Origin of the sequence: Paenarthrobacter sp. NPDC090520 (genome assembly GCF_044769205.1) — a bacterium.
Classification (GTDB): Bacteria; Actinomycetota; Actinomycetes; order Actinomycetales; family Micrococcaceae; genus Arthrobacter.
The window spans coordinates 1-21,836 of the sequence record NZ_JBIVXM010000029.1; the positions used below are offsets into that span (position 1 = coordinate 1).

The window sequence follows — 21,836 nt, forward strand, 5'->3', positions numbered from 1 at the left end:
GGGCCAGACACATCCGGTGCCGCGGAAACCTCTGCATCGCCCGCACCAGCAGCGGAACACGCCCCACCGACCGCCTCTCCAGCAAAGCCGCCCGGCCCACCCGGCACCTACGACCAACGCCTCGGCGACCAGACCCTCCCCGGCCGCCACCCCGACCTCCAACCCACCATCGGCGACACCGACGGCGGCCCCGGCACCTGGCAGGAACCACCTGGACGAAGCCCTAACGGTGCGCCGGACCAGACGTTCGCAACCGGGGTCACAGCCACCGGCCCCAAAGGCAACGCTTTGGAATACGTCACGGACTACATCACCGCCGCCGGCGAAAAGAAATCGATCGCCTTCGACGGCCACCTGTGGCGAGGACGCCCACCCATCCAGATCTTCCAAGAAATCAAAGGCAACTATGATCTCGTATACCGTGGGCTCTTTGAGGGGTTTCATGGCAAAGCCGCAATTCAGAAGGCGATCAATAAATGGGCTGATCAGACATTGATCAAGCAGATCGAAGCCTTGGAAGGTCGAGCTCCAGGGAGTCGACTGGAGTGGATCTTCACGCACAACCGCGAACTTAGCGAAATGATGGAGGACGCAGTCGATGCCTACCTCGAATCGCACCCCGACTGTACTGTCTCCATCGACGTCAAATTCATTCCCCTGGAGCGGTGATGATAAATTCCCCTATTACGATCGGATCTTTCAATGATTGCCTCGGAACTGTTTGACCCCGCACTGCGGGCAATAAGCCTTCGATTGATATTGGGGGGTCGAGACGCTAGCCCCGAGCAAATAGCTGTCAGGGTCATGTCTACAGTGGAACTCCTGGAGACTATGGACTCTCGCCCTATCGAATGGGCGCACGCCAATGCGTCGCGTCAGCGAACACACGACGACACGCTGCCTCGAAGTCTTCAGGATCTCTCACTCAGCGTAGAGGATGGGGCTCGCGTGGACGACGCAGGCAGGTTCCACCCAAGTTTCGGCTACTTCGTTTCTTTGTTCGGATTTTTAGCAGAATCCAAGCGAGAGGTATTTCCCTTTCACATTTCCGTCACCGACGGATGCCCTGGCCCCCATTCCGGCGACTCGTTCAAACTGGGCTTCGATGAAGCTGATGTGGCCGGGTGTTCGGCGATCGTCGACGGATTCTGCGCGCTCGTTGACATCTGGGAACCCGTCCGCGGCGCGGTCTCTGGGCTCGCGCTGGCAAAGCTGCACCGCAATGACCCGATCCTTTACCCACCAATCGGTGTACTCACCTACTTCGCCAACAGCAGCGGCTATAACCTCCCTGAAAGCCCGCTCGTAGACCTGCGGGTGCTGCAGCACGGCACAGTCGCAGTGCTCAAGGAATGGACCCTTGAGGCCAGCCTGGAGTATAAGAAGTCATTCGCCGCAGTCAACGAGGGTATACCCAACCGACGCTTAGGGAGCTGACGCCTCGTGGATGAACCAATATGGGACGAGCTGTTCGATGCGAATCTCGATGACATTGATCTCCGATTCCATCTCGGGGGGAGGTCCGCAACACCAGTCGAGATTGCGCGGCGGATACTGTCGTCCGTGGATGTCCTGGAACAGTTGGATACGCGCTCTCTGGAATGGGTTGACGTTCTATATCCAGGACGGAGCCGGGCTGCTGATGATTCACTCCCTCGGTCCTTTGAAGACGTAGTCGCGAGAGTACAAGACGGCGCCCGCAAAGACGATGTCGGCAACTTCCACCCGAGCTGGGGCTACTACCTCTCTGTGCTCGGCTTCCTCGCAGGGTCGGACAGAAGCCTCTGCCCATTCAGCTTCTCCGTCTCAGACGGAGAGGACCCACCCGGATCGAGAAACTCGTTCGAATTGGAGTTGAATGACGCCCTGGTTTCCGGACGAGAAGCAATAACCGAATGCGTCGCATCTCTTGTGGACATCTGGGCTCCCATCCGTGGGGGCGTATTCGGATACGAGGTAACCAAACGGAACGAAAACCACCCACTCTGGTATCCGCCGGTGGGAGTTTTGACGTACATGGCTAACGGCTCCGGATACACTCTTCCGTCAAGCCCCCTCGTGGACCTACGTCCACTTCAAAACGGGACACTCGCGGTCCTTACGGATTGGACGCTCGACGCAGTCCTCGACTATCAAAGCGAATTCAGAGCAGTCGATGCAGGAGCCGAGAGGGGCTGAGGGGAAGGTCATGACTGAGCAGAAAACAGAGCGATGGAATCGCTATCTTCCGAATGATGGCGGCGTAAAGGGCAGTCATTGGAGCACTCAAGACCTTGCTGTCTTCCATGGTAATTACGGAAACATTCTCGATCGGGTAGGGAACGAGGACGGCGCATACCTCTACGCGCTGAAAAATGGCGAGCCAACGAGCTTTGAAGATCGCTCGCTTCCAGTCGATGCACTGAAGCTTCCGTACACGCGTTATCGCGTAGCGGAGCAGTGGCCCGATGGGCTTGAGGGGTCGACAGTTCAGGCTGCACTGGTGGCGCCTTGGTTCGGCCGGGCCGGCGGGTCAATCCAAGCTTTGTTCTTAGATGGGCAAGGCAGGCTAATCACCACAGAAGAGCTACTGAAGACGGGTGTACTTTCCTATGATCGATGAGTTTGACGCCATGATTGAGCGGCTGCACCCTGTGGTCAACTCGGCGAGATACGGCATAACCGGCTACGAAGATGGTGTGTGGTGTATTTCCAGTCTCGGCGGAGAGATCAGGCTCTACCTGGAGCGCAAGGGCAAGTGGATCACGCTGACAGAGGTCGAGCGTGCTTGGCACGAACGTCCAGTGTTTGCAGCCACCCATCAGGACGACATTCAACGAGTACTACTTTTTCGCTTCATGAACCGGTACAGACGTGTTCAGTTGCAGAGCAACTACCTGAGCCCAACAACTACCCCCATCAATGCGAGCAAGGTGGCCACCGGCTACAGCCTCAAGGTTGGTGATGACGGCATGTGGCAGCTGGAGAAAACCGGTTCGCCTGACACATGGCGCGGTAATCTCACCGTCTTGGTTGAGTTTTCCCACTACGCACACATGGACTCCCACGATCTTTGGGAGTGGCTCTACGCGCCAGAGGGCGGGATATTCCAGGAGATCCTCACCTGATTGCCACTCCGCGCTTGTCATTTCGGAAATTTCCGACATATCATCATCACGTGCTTCCCGACGTCTTCGGCGCCCTCGCAAACCCCTCGCGGCGCACCATCCTCGACAGCCTCCTCGGCGGCCCCTTGTCGGCGGGCGAACTGACGGGTCGCTTGACACTCAGCCGTTCGTCGGCGTCGGAACATCTGACCGTCCTCAAGGACGCCGGACTGATCCGCGAAGAGCGGCAAGGCCGGCACAGGATCTACCACTTGCAAGCTACGGGCCTGCAGGAAGTCAGCGGCTGGCTGCAGCACTACGAGCACTATTGGAACCAGCGGCTCGACGCCCTGGGCGAACTACTTGATAAGGAAGACCCATGACCGAGAACGCCATCCGCCTTGAGCGCACCTTCGCCCACTCCCCCGAAGCCGTATGGGCCGCCCTGACAACGCCCGACCTCCTCGCCAAATGGTGGGCACCAGGCGATATCGCACCGGTGGTCGGCCACCGATTCACCATGGACATGGACCGCTGGGGCCAGCAGCAGTGCGAAGTCACCGCCGTCGAACCCGGTAAGTCAATCACGTTCGTCTTCGCAGAAGGCGTCCTGGACACCACCATCACGTGGTCGCTTGAAGCCAGGGAAAACGGCACCGTCCTGCATTTCGAACACGCCGGTTTCAACCTGGACACCCCGATGGGCCGCACGGCCATCGAAGGCATGGGCAACGGCTGGCCAGGCCTGATCGCGCGCATCGACCAGGTGCTGGTCAGCGTCGACTAGACGCGACTACCCGGCGAGCGCCGTGCAAGGATGAACTGATGGACACTTCTTCCGAGCTCCTGGCAATCGCAATCGGCAAGGTTATCGGCGGTGGCCGAGGTGTCCCCTACGAAGCGGTTTCGCTCTGCCAGATCAATGGCCGCGTTGAGCGCGAGCCGGAACCCGAACCGGGTGAGCACGACTTCGGTTTCGTGGCAGGCCACAAACCGTAGACCACGACTGATTTGGGGGAAGCATGGAGCTGGATGTTGCGTCGTTGTTGGCCGGACCACGCGGTCGGCGCTTGTGCCTTGAACTCGCGATGGAGGCTGACGACGAAGTCCGCATAGCCGTTTTCGACTTGGCCTACGACCGCGATCCCGGTGCGGGTAAGTCCCGTGTCATGACGTCGTCGTTTGCTTCGTCGGGCGAGGTTCCGCCTCCAGCGCCCAAGCCGACGGTTGCGGAACTGGCCGACCGGATGTCCCGGCTGGATCTGGGCCGCATCGATGACGCCCTCGTACAGAAGGCCTTGCTTCGGGCAGTCGACGCGGCACGGTATTGGCAGCAGCCGGACGGTGAGGACGTCTTGGCTGCCGAGGCACGCCTGGCCGATGCGCTTGAACATGTCGCCAGCGGTGTCCTCGCTACCCGTGCAGCCAAGGCCTGGGGGAATCAGTTCAGCGCACCACAGTGGGCAGTCGACTGGAGATCGGCCGCTGACCCCACACCACTGTCAAGGAACCCGAGCCAGACGCTCTCCGAGTGGACGGAACACACGCTTGACGTGGAATTCCGCAGCGCCTGGCAACTCCCGGCGGACCTCAGGGCCCAAGTGAGCGGAGAATGGTGGTCCATCCCCTACCGCCTCATTCAAACCATGAGTCGGATACCCGAAGGGCTCGACCTCATCGAAGACTCACTGGGATGGGAAGAAGCAACGGTCATCCCTGTCTCGGGATCCGGCCGGATTCTCGAAGTCGAGGTCGCCGAGGATTGGGTCACGCTCTTCCGCGACTTCCCGTTCCAGGTCACGGCCTCGCGTCGCCATGACTGGTACCGCACCACGGGCCGCGACGGGCATTGGGTGATCCCGGACTGGGAACAGGTAGCCACACGTTGGGACGCCGTACACCTGACAGTGAACGGCTACCTCCACCTGGCAGGACGGGCACTGGAGGTGGACGCAGTCCAGGGAACAGCCAGCGTCATCGCGGGCTGGAACCCAGACACAACGCTGTGGCTTACGGACAGGCTCAGGGAAACCGAAGAACCCCGCCAACACTGGCGCCGGGAACACAGCTGGGACGAATGGATGCTGCTCGGAAGTGCCTAGCTGGCATCCCGTGCGTCAGCTGGCCGAGCCAGCGAGGGGTGAAGGTGTTTGTCCGTCGCGTTGAACAAAGCAGCGGGGGCGCCACCAGAGGCCGCTCGTACCTTTTGACCGGTGTCGTGCAGTTGCGGGACCATTTTGCGCGTGAAGTTGCCGGCGGGCAGGGAAGTGTTCCACACGGCGTCGTAAACGGTACGGAGCTGGGTCACCGTGAACGACTCCGGCAGGAGCCGTGCCGCAATCAACGTGTACTCCATCTTGCCGCTGAGACGGTCCAGTCCTTCACGCATGATGGCTGCGTGATCGAACGCGAGATCACCCTTGAGTGTCTCGTGAACCGGCGACCACTCAGCACCCGCCGCATCAGACCCAGCAGCGAGTGGAGGCAGGGTTAGTCCGTCGGTGGCGAGCAGTACCAGATGGGCTATCGACACGATCCGCATGCGGGGATCCCTGTCAGGCGAGCTGTAGGTCGCGAGCTGTTCCACGTGCGCCTCCGGTGAAGGCAACGTCATGCCCGTTTCCTCGGCGAGCTCACGCCACGCAGCATGCAGGGCGTCCTCATCAGGGTGAAGGAAGCCGCCCGGCAATGCGAGGGAACCCTTGAAGGGGTGTTCACCGCGTCGAACCAACGCAACGTGCAGAACACCCTGCGCGACGGCCAACACAACCAGGTCCACGGTGACAGCGGTAGCGGGATAGTCCTCGGGCCGGTATGACGCCAAGAATTTCTTTTCGCTGTTCAAGCGGTGGCTCCTATCAGGACGGTTCGTTTGGCCCACGGCGGTGAAATGAATGTGGACCGTTGCTCCAGTATGAGGTCGATGATGGTGGTAGCCGTAGCCATCCTGCGTTCGTGACTGCCCGTCACCAATACCCAGGAGTGCCCCGCTGCGGTCAGTGCCTCCTTGAACCACTCCGTCATGTCTGCCCGGATGTGCTCACCGTCGCGGATTCCGTCGTCTTCGAAGTCGACACCCTCGTGATCCGTCAGCAGGTAAATGTCACGCGAAGGGAGGTTCGCGGCCGCCTCCGCAGCGCCGAAGCTGTCCGTGCCCATGTAGCGGCGCTCCCACAGTACGGTCGCCAACGAGTCGGTATCGGCGATCACCAGCGGACACTGGGATGCGGCGGCGTTCTCCAACTCGTTCTGTCGCTTCGCGATGAGGTCGAAGTCCTCGGTGGTCCACACCAGGTCCTCAACGCCCGCGCCGGGATTGAGGCTCCGGAGTTCGTCGAGCTTCTCGTAGGTGCGCAGGCGCCCGTACTCGGGGACATCCCCGATGGTCTGGTACCGGCTTCGGTAGTGATCCATCAGCGCCCGCGTCAACGTAGTGGTGCCCGTGGACTCTGCTCCGACCACGATGATCCGCGTAGCCAAACCCTGCCGGGCAGGTTCAATGATGTGCGGCCAGGCCGCGTTGAGGTCATCCCTGCAGAGAGTGCCGCTGACGGGAAACTCGCTCCGGTCAGGGTCCACCAGGACGTGCCGCGCATTGAAGGCATCCGCCAGTTGGTACCCGTACATCTCCGAGGTGAAAACGGCGTCAACTTTCGCAACCCCGGCGTTCTGCAAAGCCGAGCGCATTACTTCAACGTGGGCCTTCCAGATCTCGTCCGAGCCGTAATCCACGGGGCAATCATCTGCTTGGACAAGGATTCGCACGTTAGCGTGAGTCTCGAATTCGGCGGAAAGCCACTGAGCTCGGTCAGCCATGCTTATTGACTCGAAGCGAGTACCCAGGACGATGACATAAACGCTGTCCGACTCAGCTGCCGCCGCCTCGATCAGGTGCCGATGCCCTGCATGTGGAGGGTAGAACTTACCAATGACAAGTCCGTTGCCGTAGAGGTTCATACCAGCGCTCCTTCGCTCTGCGCGGCGTCAACGCCCTGCAGCCGGCGTGCACGGTTCCAGTCCACCAACCCGTAAATGCAGAGCGCCAGGAAGCCGATGTAGAGAATGCCGGTGAGCGCCAGCCCCTTCACGAAGTACAGCGGTATCGAGACGATATCCACGATGATCCAGACGTACCACTGCTGCAGAATCTTCTTGGCCTGGCCGTAAGTGGCCACCAGGGATGCAGCAAGGATGAACGCGTCGGGCCACGGAACGGTGGAATTGGTTTCGACGGCGAGCATCCATCCCACCAGCGCCGTGGCGACCGCCGTGATGCCTACTCCCCAGGCGATCTCGGCGCGGCTTGCATCGCGGATGGGAAGGTCGTCCTTCACTGCGGTGCTCCGGTTTCCGCGGATCCAGTTGAACCAGCCGTAGGCCCCAACCACGCCGAAGATAACCTGCAACGCCGTATCACCGTAGAGACCAGCTCCCAGGAACAGGATCATGAACGCGATGTTGTTCACGATGCCAACCGGCCAGCTCCACAGCTTCTGTCGGGCGACTCCGTAGACGCAAGCTGCGCCAGTGACGAATCCAATGACTTCGATCCAGCTCACGGGGCTGCCCAGAAGGTTCGGAACAGCCGGGGAGTTCATCCAGTCGAGCAGGGCATTCATGGCCCCTCCAATCGTTATTATCAAATTGATAATAACGAGACTACACCATCCGGACCTGAAACCGGGAGGCCATGCGATATCTCGCCCATGTGATGTGCGCAACAGAGGAAACCCGGCAATTTCGGAACCTGGATCACAACCAGGATCGTTGGAAGCTACGTAAGACACCCTGACGTTTCACCCGCACAACTTCCCGGAGGCAGCCACCCCAGCCACTCGCCGTCGTACTTCCCCACAAGGCCATGAACCAACGCCAGGCGACCCAACCCGGTAGGTTTATGGCAAGAGTTTTTGACCCTCGCTGAGTTACACGCCCCTCACGAAAGCAGGATCACATGACCGTCTCTCCCCTCATTTGGGGCATCACGATCGTCGTTATTTTGGCGCTTCTCGCCTTCGACTATTTCTTCCACATTCGCAAAGCCCACGTTCCGTCGCTGAAGGAAGCAGCAATTTGGTCGTCCATTTATGTGGGCCTGGCCGTTGTCTTCGGCATTCTGGTTTTGGTCTTCGGCGGAGCCCAAATGGGGTCCGAATACTTCGCCGGATACATCACGGAGAAGGCCCTGTCAGTCGACAACCTCTTCGTCTTCCTGATCATCATGGCCAGCTTCCGGGTGCCGCGTGAGGACCAGCAGAAGGTGCTGCTGTTCGGCATCGTCTTCTCGCTGATCGCCCGGACCGGCTTTATTTTCCTGGGCGCCGCGCTGATCAACTCGTTCGCGTGGGTGTTCTACCTGTTCGGCCTGATCCTCCTGCTGACCGCCGGCAACCTCCTCAAGCCCGGCGACCACGGTGACGATCAGGCGAACAACTTCATCATCCGGCTCGCCAAGAGGCTTTTCCACACCACCGATAAGTACGACGGCGACAAACTCTTCACGGTGGTCAACGGCAAGCGTGCGCTAACCCCTATGCTCCTGGTGATGGTGGCGATCGGCGGCACGGACATCCTGTTCGCGCTCGACTCCATTCCGGCAATCTTCGGCCTGACGCAGAACGTCTTCATCGTGTTCACGGCCACGGCGTTCTCGCTCATGGGCCTGCGGCAGCTGTACTTCCTGATCGACGGCCTGCTGGACCGGCTCATCTACCTGTCCTACGGTCTTGCCGCGATCCTCGCGTTCATCGGCGTGAAGCTGATCCTGCACGCGCTGCACGAGAACAACCTGCCGTTCATCAACGGCGGCGAGCACGTCAACGTTCTTGAGATTTCCACGGGCCTCTCGCTGAGCGTGATCTGCGGAACCCTGGTTGTCACCGTGCTCCTGTCCCTGCTCAGCCCAGCCGGCAAGGCCCAGACCGCCATCAACAACGCGCGTCGCCACGCCGTCGATTACCTCGACCTCGACTACACCGCCGACGCCGCCGAACGCGAACGCATCTACCGGGCACTGACCGCGGAGGAAGCACAGATTGTGCAGATGCCGCTGAAGTACCGGAACAAGGCCAAGGATGTGGAGACGATCCGCGAGCAAGTGAAGGAAGCACACCGGCAGCATGAGGAGTTCCTGAAGCGGTAAGTCTCGACTGAAACGCAGCGCTGCCCCGGCATTCTCCGGGGCAGCGCTGCTTTGCCATCCAATCCCGTGCGCCTCACAAACCGTGCACGTACTTCGCGTGGAAGGAGCGTATGCGTAACGATGTCGGGAGCGCTTGGATCCTGATCACCCAAGACACCATTCTTAGGGCAACTGTGGCCACCGAGCCTCCGGTTCCTGTGTGGGAAGGAAGCAGTCTTCGGCGGACGCTTCTGATGAGGCGCGCAATAGCCCTCCTGGTCATCGGAACCGTCACAGCGCTGCTCGGTTGGTCCGTCATTGTGGGAGTCAGGCACGCCATGGACGAATACACGACTGTTGAGGCGAGAGTGACCAAGCAGGAGGACACCTCATCCCGTCGTTCGGCTTCGTGTCGTCTCCATGTTTCCTACGCGGTGAGTGATCAGCAGTTGCAAGGCGTCGCTGGAGTCAACGCCGGCTGCGGCACCTTGCCATGAGTCGGCTTTCCTGTGGCTTTGAACGTCTCAACGTCGGATCCACTCGACATCTGGGTGGACGGAGCTGACGACTCGAATCACCCGGATCCCGTTGTCTTTGGCGCACTACTCCCGTTCGCCGCTTTGGCCTGCTTGTTGTGCTTTTGGGGCGATCTCACGGACTTTGGCCTGACTCGAAAGCTGCTTGCCTCGTGCGCTCAGTGGAGGACTGTGCAGGCCACGGTCACTGGAAAGGCTGGCAACCGAAGCGCCCTTGCGGTCCACCTGGAGGCTGAAGATGTCGACGGCAGGCCACGATCCTTCAGCATCGTGTACCGCTTCTTCAACCCCATCGGACCTGTGCGCAAAGGCGACACCGTGGAATTGACACTGCTGGCCGATGGACGCTTGCAGGCACTCCTTTGGAGACCGGATCAACAGCGTATCCGGCTCATCCACGTCGCCCAACCGCCGGTGAGACACTATCTGGCAGAGCAGCAGACGTAGATCGCAAGGCCGGGAACCCATGGAAGCCCGTTCGATGGCTCGCTGCGCATTAGACGACTCCTATCGTCTGAGAAGCAGCCAAGCATCTAAACGGCGGCCTCTGGTTGTCGACTGGTGCTTCACGCTAACTCTAACGACAGCCCATCCGGGTTTGAGTTCCGCTCGTCTGAAGTGCGATACATGAGCCCACTGAAGCTTAGATCCAGACGCGGCGAGTCTTTGCCCCTTTATCCCCGGCGACAGTAACACCCGCCGAGGTGGAGGCCCCGATCGCTCCCGTAGAACGGTGAACCTCCCGGACCTGGCCTGGCTCGAACAGGCAACCACCCTCACCAAACTACGGGCAGGACACGCACTTACCGGTTATACGCGTCTTGGGCAGGTTCATGGTCGAGCATATGATGTTGATGCGCCAGTAAGAGACTTAGCGACTTCTTACCGGTCGTAGCATCGTTGAGCACAACTGGTTCAGTATGGAGGCAGTCCTTGGACCGAGCAGGCCGCACGCCCCTGCATTACGCAGCCATGACCAACGACGTGCCAACCATCAAAGAGCTCATCGATCAGGGCGAATTGGTGAGCGCCCAGGACAAACAAGGCTTCACTCCGCTCCACTTCGCGGCCCAGGAGTATTCAGTGGCCGCCGCGTCAGACCTACTGCGCGCAGGTGCCCAAGTCGATCTGAAGAACGCGTTTGGCAACACGGCGCTGTTTGTAGCAGTTGCCAATTCACGAGGCAGAGGAGAACTAATTCGGCTCCTGCGCAGCCATGGGGCCGACCCGCTCCAGGCCAATGCGTCTGGGCAGACTCCCTTGGGATTTGCCGAATTGATCGGAAACTACAACGTAGTGGAGTTCTTTCGAGACCTTCGCGAATAGAACCCTCTGTTCACAGCCCGCCGCCTTCTCTCTCCTCGGCGATCCGCTCACGAATCGCACGCCGGTCATCCCAAACCCGTGAACCACCCATGGTCCCGGCGATCAGGCCTGCCACCACGCCGACACCGAGTACCAGCGGGCTGGGGGTCTTTCCGCCCACCAGCCAAGCAGCGACCCAGGCCGCTGGTGCGGCAATAACAATTGCCGCGGCAGTAACGAGAAAAACGAACATCGGCTTTTTCAAAGAGCAGTCCTTCTCCAGTGACATCCGCGGAATGAGAGCCCCTACGTAGGCCTACAGATGCGCTGACGCGTTGAGTGGGCAGACAAGCATCAGCCTGCACCAGAGTACAAGTGCAGGAGCCACGGCAAAGAACCGACGAAGAACAGCCCCGTTATTCGTCGATCCCGCCTGAGACTAGGCTGGCCCTCGTGACTGGCGCAACTGAAACTGACATCAAGCGCGGACGCGGCCCGCTCTGGCTGCTGCATCTCACAGCGGGCCTTGTCGTGCTGGCCTGCTTCGCCTACGGGATCCGCATCTTTGAGTCCCTTCCCGACGTGGTAGCAACCCACTGGGGGCCAGGAGGACGCCCCGATGCCTGGTCCCCGAAGACCTTCGGCTCGGTTTTCTTTCCTCTCCTGACGGCCGCCGGAGTTGTCGTGCTTCTGGCGATCGTCGCAGCAGCGGTGCCCAAGATGGTACTTCCGGACAAGGAACCGAGCGCCTGGGAGCTCTATCACCGGGAAGGCCTGATCCGCGGCACCATCGCTGCCCTGGGCGGCACCTCGTTCCTGATAGCCGTCGTGTTCGCATTCTTTGCCGTGGCAGGATGGTCTGACCCGGATCATGTTTCTTCGTTGCCCGCCCTCTTACTCATTGCACTGGTTCTTGGCGTGATCCCGGTTTCGTACGCCATGGCTTCCCGTTGGGCGCGCAGGACAGCACTGGCTGAAGGAATTCGCCCCACAGCGGCCGAAGAGGAACAAGACAAGCTCTGGATCGCGGGCATCCTTTACAACAATCCTGACGACCCGCACATCCTTGTCCCCAAACGACCTGGCACAGGCATCGGCCTGACGGTAAACGTGGGCAATCGCAAAGGACGTGCCATCATGGTCATTCTCCTGATCGTCCTGGTGATCGGCCCACTGGTACTCGGAACCATCGCGTCGCTGTAAGAAAGCCCCGCAAGTCCGAGCGGCCCTCCCGCATGTCTGCGTCGCGACACCCATTTCGATGGCTGCCTGTGCATGAGACGATTCCTGCCGTCTAACACGCAGCCATGCGTCTATACGGATCGAGAGGAGCGCCCACTTCGATGGCTTGCTGCCCGTTCGATGGTTCGCACGGCACGGTGGGCAACTACGCATCGAAATGGCGGCGGATCCCCCAAAAAAGACCCGCGAACAAGGCAGAAAAAAGAGGAGAACACCTCTCCTCACTTTCAATCTATACGGCACAGGGGGCCTTGCCGCAAGGCCCAGGGGTTCCTGCACAATTGAGAGCCGAATCCGGACCAAGGAGCTCCCATGCCACTCGCAACCAGTGCCCTCAACCTGCCCGAGCACCTATCCCCCAAAGCCAATCCAGCCCTCGTGGCCAAAGACGAGGAGCACTTCGCAGCCATCGCCGCCAGCATGGAACAGACCGTTGCGAGCCTCGAACAGCAACTGGAAACCATCAGGAGAGCCCCCAGCCGCTTCGGCCAGGAAGCTGTAGAGAAGGACGTCGAAACCCGCCGGCTCACGAGCAGGCTCAAAGCCCTGAAATCGTACGGCCTGGACCTGTGCCTGGGCCGCGTCACCACAGCAGGGAACGCAGAACCCCTCTACATCGGCCGCCTCGGGCTCACGGACAGCGACGGCCAGCGCCTCCTCATCGACTGGCGCTCCCCTGCCGCCGAGCCTTTCTTCGGCGCCACCCACGCCAGCCCGATGGGCCTGGCCAGCCGTCGCCGCTACCGGTGGACCCGCGGCCGGATCACGGATTACTGGGACGAATCATTCGCCCAGGACAACCCAGAGGAAACGGCAGCGCTTGAGGACCTCTCCGCCTTCATCGCCAGCCTGGGCTCCAGCCGCTCGGCCAAGATGCAGGATGTGCTCGGCACTATCCAGGCGGACCAGGACGCCATCATCCGGGCTTCGTCCCGTGGTGCCTTGGTGGTCGACGGCGGTCCCGGTACCGGCAAGACCGTGGTCGCCTTGCACCGTGCTGCCTACCTGCTCTACTCCGATCCCAGGCTGGGGCGTCGCCGTGGCGGAGTCCTGTTCATCGGACCCCACCGCCCGTATCTGAACTACGTGGCGGATGTCCTTCCCAGCCTCGGTGAAGAGGGCGTGCAGACGTGCACCATCCGGGATCTGGTTCCCGAAGGAGCCGCCGCGGCACCCGAGCCGGATGCCGCCGTCGTACGCCTTAAAGCGCAAGCGGACATGGTCAAGGCCGTTGAAAAAGCCGTCCGGCTGTACGAGCAGCCACCGGCTGAAGGCATGGAGGTGGAGACGCCGTGGGCCGATGTCTGGCTCGGCGAGGACGACTGGGCTGAGGCGTTCAACGCGCCAAGCCCCGGCACCCCGCACAACGAGGCCCGCGAGGAGGTCTGGGATGAACTGGTGACTATCCTGCTGGACAAGTTCGACACCGACGAGATCCCCGAGGACCTCCTCCGAAGGGCCTTCGCGCAGAACGCCGAGCTGACGCAAGCGTTCACCAAGGCCTGGCCCCTGTTGGACTACGCGGAGTTGGTCGCTGATCTCTGGCGCGTCCCGGCCTTCACGAAACTGTGCGCTCCGTGGCTCACCGAACAACAAGTCAAGACGCTGCAACGAAGCAACCCCACAGCCTGGACCATCCCCGACCTCCCGCTCCTGGACGCAGCCCGGCAACGGCTCGGCGACCCGGAGGCCTCGAGGAAAAGGCGACGCCAACGTACAGAGGCAGCGGCGGAGAAGGACTTGATGGACCGCGTGGTGGAGGACCTCATCGCCGCCGACGATTCCGAGCTCATGGTCATGTCCATGCTCCGCGGCGAGGACATGCTGGAGAAGCTCGTCGAGGACGTAGCCATCGCAGACCCTGACGTGTTGGCCGGTCCGTTCGCGCACATCGTGGTGGACGAGGCGCAGGAACTCACGGACGCGGAGTGGCAGATGCTGCTGCAGCGCTGCCCGTCGCAGAGCTTCACGGTGGTTGGCGACCGCGCCCAGGCCCGGCACGGATTCGTCGAGTCATGGCAGGAGCGGCTGGAACGCGTGGGGTTGGGGACTATCCACCAGACCAGCCTGACCATCAACTACCGCACGCCTGAGGAAGTCATGGCGGCCGCCGAGCCCGTGATCCGCGCTGCACTCCCCGACGCCAACGTGCCCACATCCATCCGCAGAGGCCCGCCAGTGCGGCACGGCGCCTTGGATGATCTTGAGCCTCTGCTCACCGATTGGCTCGCGGCCAACGCCGATGGCGTCGCTTGCGTCATAGCAACGCACGACGCCGGATGGGGCTCGCTCCCAGCGTCGCCACGCATCCGTGTGCTGCCACCGGAACTGGTGAAGGGGCTGGAGTTCGATCTGGTGGTCCTCGTGGATCCTGACGGATTCGGTGACGGCATCGAGGGTGCCGTGGACCGCTATGTGGCCATGACGAGGGCAACCCAGCAGCTGGTCATCCTGACGTGACGCTGCCCGCGTGACCCCGCTGCCGGCGTCGCAAATTCAGCTGCCTTTCTCCGCTGCCGACTTGAGGTCGGCCGCGAACTGCTCAAAGCTCGCGTCGAAGGACGGGATCTTGCTGGCAAACAAAGGAAAGATGGGGCCGCCGATGCGTTCGTTCATCTCGAAGCGCGTGCCGCCGTTGGTTTCCGTGAGGGTATAGACGCGCGTGCCCAGGGCGTCACCCCAGGAGAGGCGCCGGGCGGGTTCGAACTCCTTGACTTTGAGCTTGAACGTCCGGCTCGAATCCAGCGTGGAAACGAGCCGGATGGTGGAGCCGGGCGTGATCTCACCCTCCAACGAGACCACCGTGGAGTTCCACGTAGGGTAGTCGCCTGCTGTGGTCAGCAAGCTCCAGACCTTGGCCGGAGTCGCATTGATGGTGGCGGAAACCTGCGTGCTGCGGCTGAACGTCTTGCTGGTGGTGCTGGCCTTGATGCCGGAGTCGTTGGACATATTCCAGATGCTACATTCAGGCATTCCCCAGCGCTTCCCCTGCGGGCACCCATTTTTAAACTGTGCCGTCATGAACTACGGGGGCTCGCCACTGAGTTGAAAAGACTCACGCACAAAAGAGGGATGACTCATGACTGGAACGCAGGAACCCCGGGCTGCCATTGAACCGGGAATCGGCTGGGTTGTGGCTACGGACTGGACCGGGCTCAGGGGCCGAAACGTGGAAGTGTACGATCACGGACAGTTCGTGGACCGCGGGAAAGTGGAGTCCGTGACGCCGAGCGGGCACATCCTGTGGCTCGCCTTCCAAGGGAACATTCCGCGCCGCATCATCGAGAAACTGCCCGAGGTGAGCATCCGGATCATCTCGGACTAAGCTGCCGGTTTCCGCCACATCACGGACAGCACAATCACCACGGCGCTCAACGCCAGCATCACCAGGACCATCAAGCCCCAGTTGGTTTGGTTCACACCGGGACCGTAGAACACGCCGATCAACACGGTGGCCGTGATGGCTCCCAAGTACCGGCAGGTCTGGAAGATCCCGGCCGCGACGCCGCGTTCCTCCGGCCGGGCGGAGACGTACAGTCCTTGGTTGGAAGCTGTGCTCACGGCACCGTAGGGCACGCCCATCACGGCGGTCAGCACCAGCACCAGCGGTGGCCAGAGGGACAAGGTCAGCAGGCCAAGCGCCGCAGCCGCAACCGTGAGCACCAGCACCCCGGTGATCAGCACGGCCCGGACGCCGAACCGCTCAATCAGCCGGACGGTCAGCGGCGTTACCAAAACGGACATCGACGCAAGGGGAAGCATGAGCAGGCCTACCAGTCCGGCGTCGTAATTCCCTGCTTCCTGGAGCAACTGCGGAAGGCCGAAGAACGCAAAGTAGTAGACCCCGCTGAAGACCACGAACACCAGGTAGATGAACAGGAGTGGGCGGTTCCGGCCCAGCAGGCGGAGGTCCAGGAACGGCGGATTGAAGCGGAGTTCCCGCCACGCGAAGAGCGCGCCGATCACCACGGCAGCGCCCAGCAGGTACCAACGGACATCGGGCAACACGTTCAGCAGCGCCATCATGGCCAGCATCAGGGAGACCACGAACGCGAGGATGCCCGGGATGTCCGAATCGCGAATGAGTTTGCCCAGCGAGCCGGTCTCCCGTCCGGCGTCGGCAGGCGCGGTCCGCTGCACCACCAGCAAGGCGATCAGCGCCAGCGGCACGTTGATGACGAACAGTGCCTGCCAATCGAACAGGCTCACCAGCAGGCCACCCACCACGGGCCCCACGGCGGCAGCGGACGTGTTGGCCATCTGGATCCGCCCGAGGGGCCGGGTGGTCGGCACGTTGGCAAGGCGGCTGAGGTCGGTGACCATCACGACGGCGGACGGATACGCCGTCGCTGTGCCCACCGCCATGAGTGCCCGGGCAACGCAGACCAACGCGAAGTTCGGCAGGAAGGGCGCGATGGCGCACGTCACCGCCACGAGTGCCATGCCGAAAGTGAACAAGCGGCGTGGACCAAAGCGATCAGCGAAACGGCCCATGAGCGGCTGGCCGGCAGCAGACGCGAGGTAGAAGGCCGTGATCACCCAGGTGACCGTGGCGACGTCGAGCGCGAAGTCCTCCCGCAACACCACCAGGGCCACCGCGATCATCGACGAATTCAGCGGATTCAGCGCGGTACCGATGCTGAGCGCGGCGATCGCCAGGCCTGGTCGGGAGTTTCTGTTGGTCACCTACCCCAGTCTGGTACATCGTTGCCTCGGGTCACGAAACGGGGCCGCTGGGTGGGACGCCGGCGGGACGCCCCAGATCCGGATTCCTCGGTCGAGGCCACCCATCAGGGCGTTCGAAACGCCGTGATGCTCGCGCGGGAAGGTGCGTTGCGCCGGGACTGAAGTGCTACTCCTCGAAGTGCGTGGTGACCTTGCCTGACGAGACTGCTTCAATGATCGACTGGGCTAAGTGCCGCAGCTTGATGTTCCGGTTGCTCGAGGCCGTCCGGAGGATGGTGAACGCCTCCTCCTGGCTGCAGTGGTTCTGCGCCATGATCGCTCCGACTGCGAGGTCGATGATGGTGCGGGACTGCATGGCCGCGGCGAGATCGTTGCGGGCATCGCTGAGCTGCGCGATCTTGAGGGCCAGGCGAAGTGACTTGGAGGCGTGCGAGGCGAAGACTTCGGCGCGCTCAACGTCAGCGTCGCTGAAAGCATGTGCCCGTTCGGAGTAAAGATTGAGCGCTGCCCGGGTGTCTCCCTCAACCACAAGCGGAACGCTGAGGACGGAGCGCAGGCCTTGTCCGGCCGCGGCCTCCACATACTCCGGCCAGCGAACTTCGCGGACCAGATCCGGAACCAAAACAGAGCCCATGCTGTCCATCGCAGTCAGGCAGGGACCCTCGTGAGTGTTTTGGAGTTCATCGAGGACCCGGGCTCGTTCATCACTGCTGGCGGCAGTGGCGGCGCGCTTCTTGCGCAAGACAGTGATCCCGCAAAAAACGGGAGCATCGGAGAGCGAGAGACTTTCGGACGAGAAGGCGGCCAAGTCCGTCAGAAACGCCTCGACATCTTCGCTACCCAGGACAAGATCCAGAAAGTATCCATTCTGGAGAGCTTCCTGCTCGGGGCGGGGGTTGACCATGTGACGTGTTCCTACTGACTGAAAAGCGTCCCTGGCCTACAGCAAAGGAGCGGAGATTGCCGCCCTCTGCAAAACGGTCTGAAGATACCTTATCCTCCAACGATCACCGGTACAAAGTGCGCCACGGCAAGCGCTGACCTGCGGTTTTGTGAAGAGATCAAACGGCATTCTGTCAACTCCTTACGGCTGTCGCATCCACCAATAACTAAGTATGCTTACCATTATAATTCCAGCCCGCCATACAAACCATCGATCGCAAAGGAGTCATCCCATGGGCATCGAAAACAGCATCCACAAGGCAGCAGAGAACGCAATGGAGGACCTGGCGGGCACATCCGATCCAGTGGACAAGGACCAGGTTCCCGATCCCAACGAAAAGGCCGACGACATCCACGTGCACTCCTCCCTCAGCGAGGGATCCAACGCCATGGACTCAGACGTTCCCGGCGAACAGGACGATGACCGCTCGTTCGCCGTGGACGGACACGGAGAAGCGCACGAAGAGCACACCCACCACGACGCGGGCGTGACAGACAGCAACATCAACCAGGACCGCGAAGGCGACCAGGACATCCCCACGGCTTCGGGAGACGTCCCCGGACCGGCCGGCCTGCCGGAGGGTGATCCGGACGCACTCCGGGCAGACCCCTCAGAGAGCGGCGAGGATCCGTCGAGCAACATGGGCCGGGGCTAAGGCTAGTGGGCGTGCCGTCCTGACCCACTTCCACAAACGAACGGCCACTTTGCAACCTGCTGCAGTTGCGAAGTGGCCGTTCTTCCGCCAAAGAAGGTCGGGAAGGTCACGCCCGTCGGGCAGTCTTTCCGGCGAGTAGGTCGCTTGCACGGGCAACTATCGCTTCACGTCCAACCTGGAAAAACGCGGAATGAGGGCTATGTCCCGCTCAAGAGCCCTGGCAGCGGCAATTGCGGTCTCCAAGGCGACATTCTCCCCGCGTTCGAGTCGCACGATGGTGTGACGACTGGCCCGAATTATGGCTCCGAGTTCTTGCTGGGTTAGTTCACGTTCTTTGCGAGCGCTTCTCAGCGCAGCCCCGAAGGACTTGGCGTCAAAGGCCCGGAAGAAATCGGTCTCCTGCGAATGTTCCACATCTTCACCGTATCAACGAGGTGTAAGAATGTCGCAGATCATGAACATTTCAACAAAAAGCTCAAAAGTTCATGATCTGCTACATCAAGGAGACGAGGGCGCCGTTGTCGACCCCCGTACCACCAGCTCCGTGCCCAGTTCGATCCGTTGCGGCAGTTCCTCGTCGCCCTCCAGGTGCCGCAGCAGCGCCCGCATGGCCGTTTCTGCCATCTGGACCACCGGCTGTCGGATGGTGGTGAGCCCAGGCTCGATCCATTCGGCCGCGGGGATGTCATCAAAGCCGATGATGGACAGGTCCTCCGGTATCCGCAGCCCCGCAGATCGCGCGGCCCTATAGGCACCCAAAGCCTGGGCATCGTTGCCGGTGAAGATCGCGGTGGGCCGCTCCTTCAAGGACAGCAATGCCTCCGTGCCCCGCTCCCCCGACTCAATGGAGAAATCTCCCGGTACCATCAGGGACGAATCCGCTTCAACACCCCCACGCCTGAGTGCCGCCAAGTACCCGTCCTCGCGGGCGCCGCTGCACTGCAAATCCTCGCGTCCGCCGATCATGCCGATCCGCCGGTGGCCCAGCTTCAACAAATGCTCGGTCGCTGAGAACGCACCGTCCCAGTTAGCCGCGCCCACGGTCATGAGTTCGGGTCCGGGTTGGCCAACGGGATCGATCAGGATCACGGGAATGCCCAGCGACTTGATGCGCTGGATCTGCTTCGGGTCCAGTTCATAAACCGCCAGCAGGACGCCGTCGGACTTCCGCTCGGCGAGGTTCGCCAACCAGGGGCGGATGCGCGAACCGTCCAGGGACAAGCTGCTGACCACGGTGCCGTAGCCTGCTTCCTGGGCCACGCGTTCGACGCCCTCGATGATTTCGCAGGCCCACTCCGAACCCATGCCCGGGAACACCAGGTCAACAAGTCCGGCCTTCTTGCTTCGTTTGGCGGGCCGGCGGGCGTAGTCGCGTTTGGCGATGATTTCTTCGACTTTGGCGCGCGTGGCGGCCGCCACATGGGCGTGGCCGTTGAGGACCTTGGAAACCGTGGGTACAGACACCCCGGCTTCACGGGCGATCTCGCTGATGGTCGCCCGTCCCGAGTCCTGCTTGGTCACCATGAAGCTACCCCTTTCAGCCGAAAGCCACCGTCCCGGCATCAACAGTTTCGGAAAGTTCCCACGCCTGGATCCGGCCGCACATGCCGTAGATCCTGCGGGATTTCCGTTCGCCCATCGTAGTCCTTGCTTCCTGCAGGTAGAAAGTTTCCATGGACTCCAGTGAAGCCAAGTGGCCAGCTGTCACTTCCGCCTGCCTGGCAGCTCCGTCTGCGAGATAACCGCGCCACAGCTCCGTCCGTTCCCGCACCAAGTTCGCGGCGGCGGCATGGAAGTCCGCGAGCGCAGCCACCCCCGCCTCTTGGACGGCGGCTTTCAGCTCCAGATACCCCGCCAACGCCAAATCACGACGACGGCGCGCGGCCGCCTCCGCGAACGCCTCACCGCCGTCGGCGTCTTTGGACGGAAGGTGGGCTGCCCTGGCGTAGGCGTCGACGCTCACCAAGTGCTCGGGCGGGAAGGTCATGACGGCGTCGCCGTTCTCGGGCAGCCCTGCATTCTGCATGACCACGAGCACGCGCAGGTCGCCGGAGTCATTGATGGCGCGGTGAACGGTACCGGGCGTGAACCACACCACCGTTCCCGGCTCCAGGGGCGTGGACGTGAACCCGCGTGAGTCGAGGGTTTCCAGACGCCCACTCCCCTGCTGGACCACATACGCCTCGGTGGAGGCTGTGTGCAGGTGCGGCGAGCCTCCCGCTGCGCCGTCGGCCCCGGGCCACGAATAGATGCTGACTTCAGACACCGCCGTGGCGCCCGGGAACGACGTACACACTAAGCCCAGGCCTCCAGCGCCGCCGTCGCTGCGTCCGCGAGCGCGGCAGCCGAACCGGCATCAACGCTGCCGTCGGAAATCACGACGGCGTACCGGTACGTCAGCGGTTCGCCCACCTTGAGCGGGACTACTTCGCTGAAGAACGGCGCCGAGCCGAGGCAAGCGAACATCGACGAGCGCGCGAACCATTGGTTGGAGGCACCCGGGTTGGCCTGATCCTCGACGAAGAGGATGGTGGACTTGCGGCACGTGACATCATGCTGTCCGGTGAAGGCAATCCAGGACGAGCGGGTACCCATGAACTCGTCGGCACCTGTCCCGGCCTCGGAACGAAACTCCCCGCCGGTGAAGGACCGGGGTCCCCTCCAGAACAGTCCGCCATAGCCCGCGTTGTCCCGGCCCTCGGTGGTGGGGCTGCCGATGGTGATGTCCGCGTCCGAAGTGTTGTCCATGGTGGTCTCGAAGAGCAGCACCCAGCAGCCCGGGATGGGCAGGAGCTGTAGCGCAAAACGCCGGCCCTCCTTGATGAGCGCCTGCCCTTCGCTTCCCGGAGTTGGCTGCGCGGTCCAGACCAGCGACTCCGAGGCTACGATCCCGTCCGTGGATTCCTCGATGCTCGTGAACACCTCGTGGTTCACGGCCCCGTTGTTATCCAGGTTGGCGTAGCCGGTTTGGCGGGTATAGGTGGCGCCGCCCCAGAAGTTGTGCTCGCCCACGTTCGGCAGGGCCCAGGACAAGCCCTTGTGCCACACGTGGTCCCATGGCCGGGAGATCGTGACCTCGTCGCCACCCAGGGTTGTGAGTGGGTGGAAGTAGGGCCGCGGGCTTTCGTACTGGTGGTCCGTGGGACGGTACGTGTAGCTCGCGATGTGCTGGGCGCCGACAGTGAAGGTGAGTGTGCGGCCATCGTCCGTATAGCTGAGGGGGTTCGTTGTGTGGTTGGTGGCAGTGGTTGTCATGGGTTCT

The 21,836-nt window shown here is 61.8% G+C and carries 28 protein-coding genes; 17 read left to right on the forward strand and 11 right to left on the reverse strand.

Translation table 11 applies throughout. The features are described 5' to 3' along the window. From ACIQTZ_RS22315 to ACIQTZ_RS22355, 9 genes are all read left to right on the forward strand, one after another. Positions 1–669: hypothetical protein (locus ACIQTZ_RS22315; protein ID WP_402984208.1), on the forward strand; the 669-nt coding region annotated here is incomplete at its 5' end. Between the two features lie 279 nt (positions 670–948). Next, positions 949–1,437, forward strand: a complete 489-nt coding sequence (locus ACIQTZ_RS22320; protein ID WP_402947293.1) for a hypothetical protein — start codon at positions 949–951, stop codon at positions 1,435–1,437. 6 nt (positions 1,438–1,443) lie between these two features. Beyond that, entirely contained in the window at positions 1,444–2,178 is a 735-nt protein-coding gene (locus ACIQTZ_RS22325) for a hypothetical protein (protein WP_402984210.1), read from the forward strand. A 10-nt stretch (positions 2,179–2,188) separates the two neighbouring features. Beyond that, a complete protein-coding gene (locus ACIQTZ_RS22330) occupies positions 2,189–2,602 on the forward strand; it encodes a TNT domain-containing protein (protein WP_402984213.1) in 414 nt (137 codons plus the stop codon). Then, positions 2,592–3,107, forward strand: coding sequence for an Imm61 family immunity protein (locus tag ACIQTZ_RS22335; protein ID WP_402984216.1), 516 nt, complete (start codon positions 2,592–2,594; stop codon positions 3,105–3,107). Before ACIQTZ_RS22330 ends, ACIQTZ_RS22335 begins: the two co-directional genes overlap by 11 nt. Before the next feature lie 50 nt (positions 3,108–3,157). After that, complete coding sequence (locus tag ACIQTZ_RS22340; RefSeq protein ID WP_402984219.1) at positions 3,158–3,469, forward strand: ArsR/SmtB family transcription factor; 312 nt, start codon at positions 3,158–3,160, stop codon at positions 3,467–3,469. Next, positions 3,466–3,873: an SRPBCC domain-containing protein gene (locus ACIQTZ_RS22345; protein WP_402984221.1), complete on the forward strand. Its 408-nt coding sequence runs from the start codon at positions 3,466–3,468 to the stop codon at positions 3,871–3,873. Before ACIQTZ_RS22340 ends, ACIQTZ_RS22345 begins: the two co-directional genes overlap by 4 nt. Before the next feature lie 38 nt (positions 3,874–3,911). Then, positions 3,912–4,085: a hypothetical protein gene (locus ACIQTZ_RS22350; RefSeq protein WP_402984224.1), complete on the forward strand. Its 174-nt coding sequence runs from the start codon at positions 3,912–3,914 to the stop codon at positions 4,083–4,085. Between the two features lie 23 nt (positions 4,086–4,108). Next, a complete protein-coding gene (locus tag ACIQTZ_RS22355) occupies positions 4,109–5,188 on the forward strand; it encodes a hypothetical protein (protein ID WP_402984227.1) in 1,080 nt (359 codons plus the stop codon). Here ACIQTZ_RS22355 and ACIQTZ_RS22360 read toward each other — a convergent pair. The 3 genes from ACIQTZ_RS22360 to pnuC are packed head-to-tail and all read right to left on the reverse strand — an operon-like array spanning position 5,185 to position 7,705. Further along, on the reverse strand, positions 5,185–5,931 hold the full coding sequence (locus tag ACIQTZ_RS22360; RefSeq protein ID WP_402984230.1) for an NUDIX hydrolase: 747 nt from the start codon (positions 5,929–5,931) through the stop codon (positions 5,185–5,187). The genes ACIQTZ_RS22355 and ACIQTZ_RS22360 overlap by 4 nt on opposite strands. Continuing rightward, positions 5,928–7,043 carry an AAA family ATPase gene (locus ACIQTZ_RS22365; RefSeq protein WP_402984233.1) on the reverse strand — a complete coding sequence of 372 codons (1,116 nt, stop codon included), beginning with the start codon at positions 7,041–7,043 and terminating at the stop codon, positions 5,928–5,930. The genes ACIQTZ_RS22360 and ACIQTZ_RS22365 overlap by 4 nt, the downstream gene beginning before the upstream one ends. After that, on the reverse strand, positions 7,040–7,705 hold the full coding sequence (gene pnuC / locus ACIQTZ_RS22370) for a nicotinamide riboside transporter PnuC (RefSeq protein WP_402984236.1): 666 nt from the start codon (positions 7,703–7,705) through the stop codon (positions 7,040–7,042). The genes ACIQTZ_RS22365 and pnuC overlap by 4 nt, the downstream gene beginning before the upstream one ends. A gap of 335 nt (positions 7,706–8,040) precedes the next feature. Between pnuC and ACIQTZ_RS22375 the strand changes: the two genes are divergently transcribed. From ACIQTZ_RS22375 to ACIQTZ_RS22390, 4 genes are all read left to right on the forward strand, one after another. Continuing rightward, positions 8,041–9,228 carry a TerC family protein gene (locus ACIQTZ_RS22375; protein WP_400336639.1) on the forward strand — a complete coding sequence of 396 codons (1,188 nt, stop codon included), beginning with the start codon at positions 8,041–8,043 and terminating at the stop codon, positions 9,226–9,228. A 110-nt stretch (positions 9,229–9,338) separates the two neighbouring features. After that, positions 9,339–9,704 (forward strand): hypothetical protein, encoded by a 366-nt coding sequence (locus ACIQTZ_RS22380; protein WP_402984239.1) that lies wholly within the window; start codon positions 9,339–9,341, stop codon positions 9,702–9,704. A gap of 18 nt (positions 9,705–9,722) precedes the next feature. After that, complete coding sequence (locus tag ACIQTZ_RS22385) at positions 9,723–10,190, forward strand: hypothetical protein (protein ID WP_402984242.1); 468 nt, start codon at positions 9,723–9,725, stop codon at positions 10,188–10,190. Between the two features lie 486 nt (positions 10,191–10,676). Beyond that, positions 10,677–11,069 carry an ankyrin repeat domain-containing protein gene (locus tag ACIQTZ_RS22390; RefSeq protein ID WP_402984244.1) on the forward strand — a complete coding sequence of 131 codons (393 nt, stop codon included), beginning with the start codon at positions 10,677–10,679 and terminating at the stop codon, positions 11,067–11,069. A gap of 10 nt (positions 11,070–11,079) precedes the next feature. Here ACIQTZ_RS22390 and ACIQTZ_RS22395 read toward each other — a convergent pair whose 3' ends face one another. Next, positions 11,080–11,313, reverse strand: coding sequence for a hypothetical protein (locus ACIQTZ_RS22395; protein ID WP_402984247.1), 234 nt, complete (start codon positions 11,311–11,313; stop codon positions 11,080–11,082). Positions 11,314–11,501: 188 nt separating this feature from the next. Here ACIQTZ_RS22395 and ACIQTZ_RS22400 point away from each other — a divergent pair, with 188 nt between their 5' ends. Together ACIQTZ_RS22400 and helR are read left to right on the forward strand one after the other, a co-directional pair. Beyond that, positions 11,502–12,251, forward strand: a complete 750-nt coding sequence (locus ACIQTZ_RS22400) for a DUF1648 domain-containing protein (protein ID WP_402984250.1) — start codon at positions 11,502–11,504, stop codon at positions 12,249–12,251. A 351-nt stretch (positions 12,252–12,602) separates the two neighbouring features. Continuing rightward, positions 12,603–14,750: an RNA polymerase recycling motor ATPase HelR gene (helR, locus tag ACIQTZ_RS22405; RefSeq protein WP_402984253.1), complete on the forward strand. Its 2,148-nt coding sequence runs from the start codon at positions 12,603–12,605 to the stop codon at positions 14,748–14,750. A 36-nt stretch (positions 14,751–14,786) separates the two neighbouring features. Here the strand turns inward: helR and ACIQTZ_RS22410 are convergent, their stop codons facing one another. Then, positions 14,787–15,239 (reverse strand): SRPBCC family protein, encoded by a 453-nt coding sequence (locus tag ACIQTZ_RS22410; protein ID WP_402984256.1) that lies wholly within the window; start codon positions 15,237–15,239, stop codon positions 14,787–14,789. Positions 15,240–15,369: 130 nt separating this feature from the next. Between ACIQTZ_RS22410 and ACIQTZ_RS22415 the strand changes: the two genes are divergently transcribed. Further along, positions 15,370–15,615 (forward strand): hypothetical protein, encoded by a 246-nt coding sequence (locus tag ACIQTZ_RS22415; RefSeq protein WP_400336632.1) that lies wholly within the window; start codon positions 15,370–15,372, stop codon positions 15,613–15,615. Here ACIQTZ_RS22415 and ACIQTZ_RS22420 read toward each other — a convergent pair. Continuing rightward, positions 15,612–16,976: an MFS transporter gene (locus tag ACIQTZ_RS22420; protein WP_402984259.1), complete on the reverse strand. Its 1,365-nt coding sequence runs from the start codon at positions 16,974–16,976 to the stop codon at positions 15,612–15,614. The two genes, ACIQTZ_RS22415 and ACIQTZ_RS22420, sit on opposite strands and share 4 nt — an antisense overlap. A 166-nt stretch (positions 16,977–17,142) precedes the next feature. After that, positions 17,143–17,880 (reverse strand): ANTAR domain-containing protein, encoded by a 738-nt coding sequence (locus ACIQTZ_RS22425; protein ID WP_402984262.1) that lies wholly within the window; start codon positions 17,878–17,880, stop codon positions 17,143–17,145. A 271-nt stretch (positions 17,881–18,151) separates the two neighbouring features. On the opposite strand from ACIQTZ_RS22425, the gene ACIQTZ_RS22430 reads away from it, so the two are divergent. Beyond that, positions 18,152–18,574, forward strand: a complete 423-nt coding sequence (locus ACIQTZ_RS22430; RefSeq protein WP_402984265.1) for a hypothetical protein — start codon at positions 18,152–18,154, stop codon at positions 18,572–18,574. 156 nt (positions 18,575–18,730) lie between these two features. Here the strand turns inward: ACIQTZ_RS22430 and ACIQTZ_RS22435 are convergent, their stop codons facing one another. The 4 genes from ACIQTZ_RS22435 to ACIQTZ_RS22450 all read right to left on the reverse strand — a co-directional run bounded on the left by ACIQTZ_RS22435 (position 18,731) and on the right by ACIQTZ_RS22450 (position 21,829). After that, on the reverse strand, positions 18,731–18,988 hold the full coding sequence (locus tag ACIQTZ_RS22435; RefSeq protein WP_402984268.1) for a helix-turn-helix transcriptional regulator: 258 nt from the start codon (positions 18,986–18,988) through the stop codon (positions 18,731–18,733). An 84-nt stretch (positions 18,989–19,072) separates the two neighbouring features. After that, a complete protein-coding gene (locus tag ACIQTZ_RS22440) occupies positions 19,073–20,098 on the reverse strand; it encodes a LacI family DNA-binding transcriptional regulator (protein ID WP_402984270.1) in 1,026 nt (341 codons plus the stop codon). Between the two features lie 13 nt (positions 20,099–20,111). Continuing rightward, complete coding sequence (locus tag ACIQTZ_RS22445) at positions 20,112–20,840, reverse strand: cupin domain-containing protein (protein WP_402984273.1); 729 nt, start codon at positions 20,838–20,840, stop codon at positions 20,112–20,114. Between the two features lie 29 nt (positions 20,841–20,869). Beyond that, positions 20,870–21,829, reverse strand: coding sequence for a PmoA family protein (locus tag ACIQTZ_RS22450; RefSeq protein ID WP_402984276.1), 960 nt, complete (start codon positions 21,827–21,829; stop codon positions 20,870–20,872). Positions 21,830–21,836: the final 7 nt, after the last annotated feature.

Excerpts from the sequence above, each read along its gene's own strand:
- ACIQTZ_RS22410 (WP_402984256.1), bottom strand. The coding sequence starts at position 15,239 with ATGTCCAACGACTCCGGCATCAAGGCCAGCACCACCAGCAAGACGTTC.
- ACIQTZ_RS22415 (WP_400336632.1), top strand. The coding sequence starts at position 15,370 with ATGACTGGAACGCAGGAACCCCGGGCTGCCATTGAACCGGGAATCGGC.
- ACIQTZ_RS22380 (WP_402984239.1), top strand. The coding sequence starts at position 9,339 with ATGCGTAACGATGTCGGGAGCGCTTGGATCCTGATCACCCAAGACACC.
- ACIQTZ_RS22355 (WP_402984227.1), top strand. The coding sequence starts at position 4,109 with ATGGAGCTGGATGTTGCGTCGTTGTTGGCCGGACCACGCGGTCGGCGC.
- ACIQTZ_RS22335 (WP_402984216.1), top strand. The coding sequence starts at position 2,592 with ATGATCGATGAGTTTGACGCCATGATTGAGCGGCTGCACCCTGTGGTC.
- ACIQTZ_RS22350 (WP_402984224.1), top strand. The coding sequence starts at position 3,912 with ATGGACACTTCTTCCGAGCTCCTGGCAATCGCAATCGGCAAGGTTATC.
- helR (WP_402984253.1), top strand. The coding sequence starts at position 12,603 with ATGCCACTCGCAACCAGTGCCCTCAACCTGCCCGAGCACCTATCCCCC.
- ACIQTZ_RS22345 (WP_402984221.1), top strand. The coding sequence starts at position 3,466 with ATGACCGAGAACGCCATCCGCCTTGAGCGCACCTTCGCCCACTCCCCC.
- ACIQTZ_RS22365 (WP_402984233.1), bottom strand. The coding sequence starts at position 7,043 with ATGAACCTCTACGGCAACGGACTTGTCATTGGTAAGTTCTACCCTCCA.
- pnuC (WP_402984236.1), bottom strand. The coding sequence starts at position 7,705 with ATGAATGCCCTGCTCGACTGGATGAACTCCCCGGCTGTTCCGAACCTT.
- ACIQTZ_RS22375 (WP_400336639.1), top strand. The coding sequence starts at position 8,041 with ATGACCGTCTCTCCCCTCATTTGGGGCATCACGATCGTCGTTATTTTG.
- ACIQTZ_RS22440 (WP_402984270.1), bottom strand. The coding sequence starts at position 20,098 with ATGGTGACCAAGCAGGACTCGGGACGGGCGACCATCAGCGAGATCGCC.
- ACIQTZ_RS22430 (WP_402984265.1), top strand. The coding sequence starts at position 18,152 with ATGGGCATCGAAAACAGCATCCACAAGGCAGCAGAGAACGCAATGGAG.
- ACIQTZ_RS22330 (WP_402984213.1), top strand. The coding sequence starts at position 2,189 with ATGACTGAGCAGAAAACAGAGCGATGGAATCGCTATCTTCCGAATGAT.
- ACIQTZ_RS22425 (WP_402984262.1), bottom strand. The coding sequence starts at position 17,880 with ATGGTCAACCCCCGCCCCGAGCAGGAAGCTCTCCAGAATGGATACTTT.
- ACIQTZ_RS22450 (WP_402984276.1), bottom strand. The coding sequence starts at position 21,829 with ATGACAACCACTGCCACCAACCACACAACGAACCCCCTCAGCTATACG.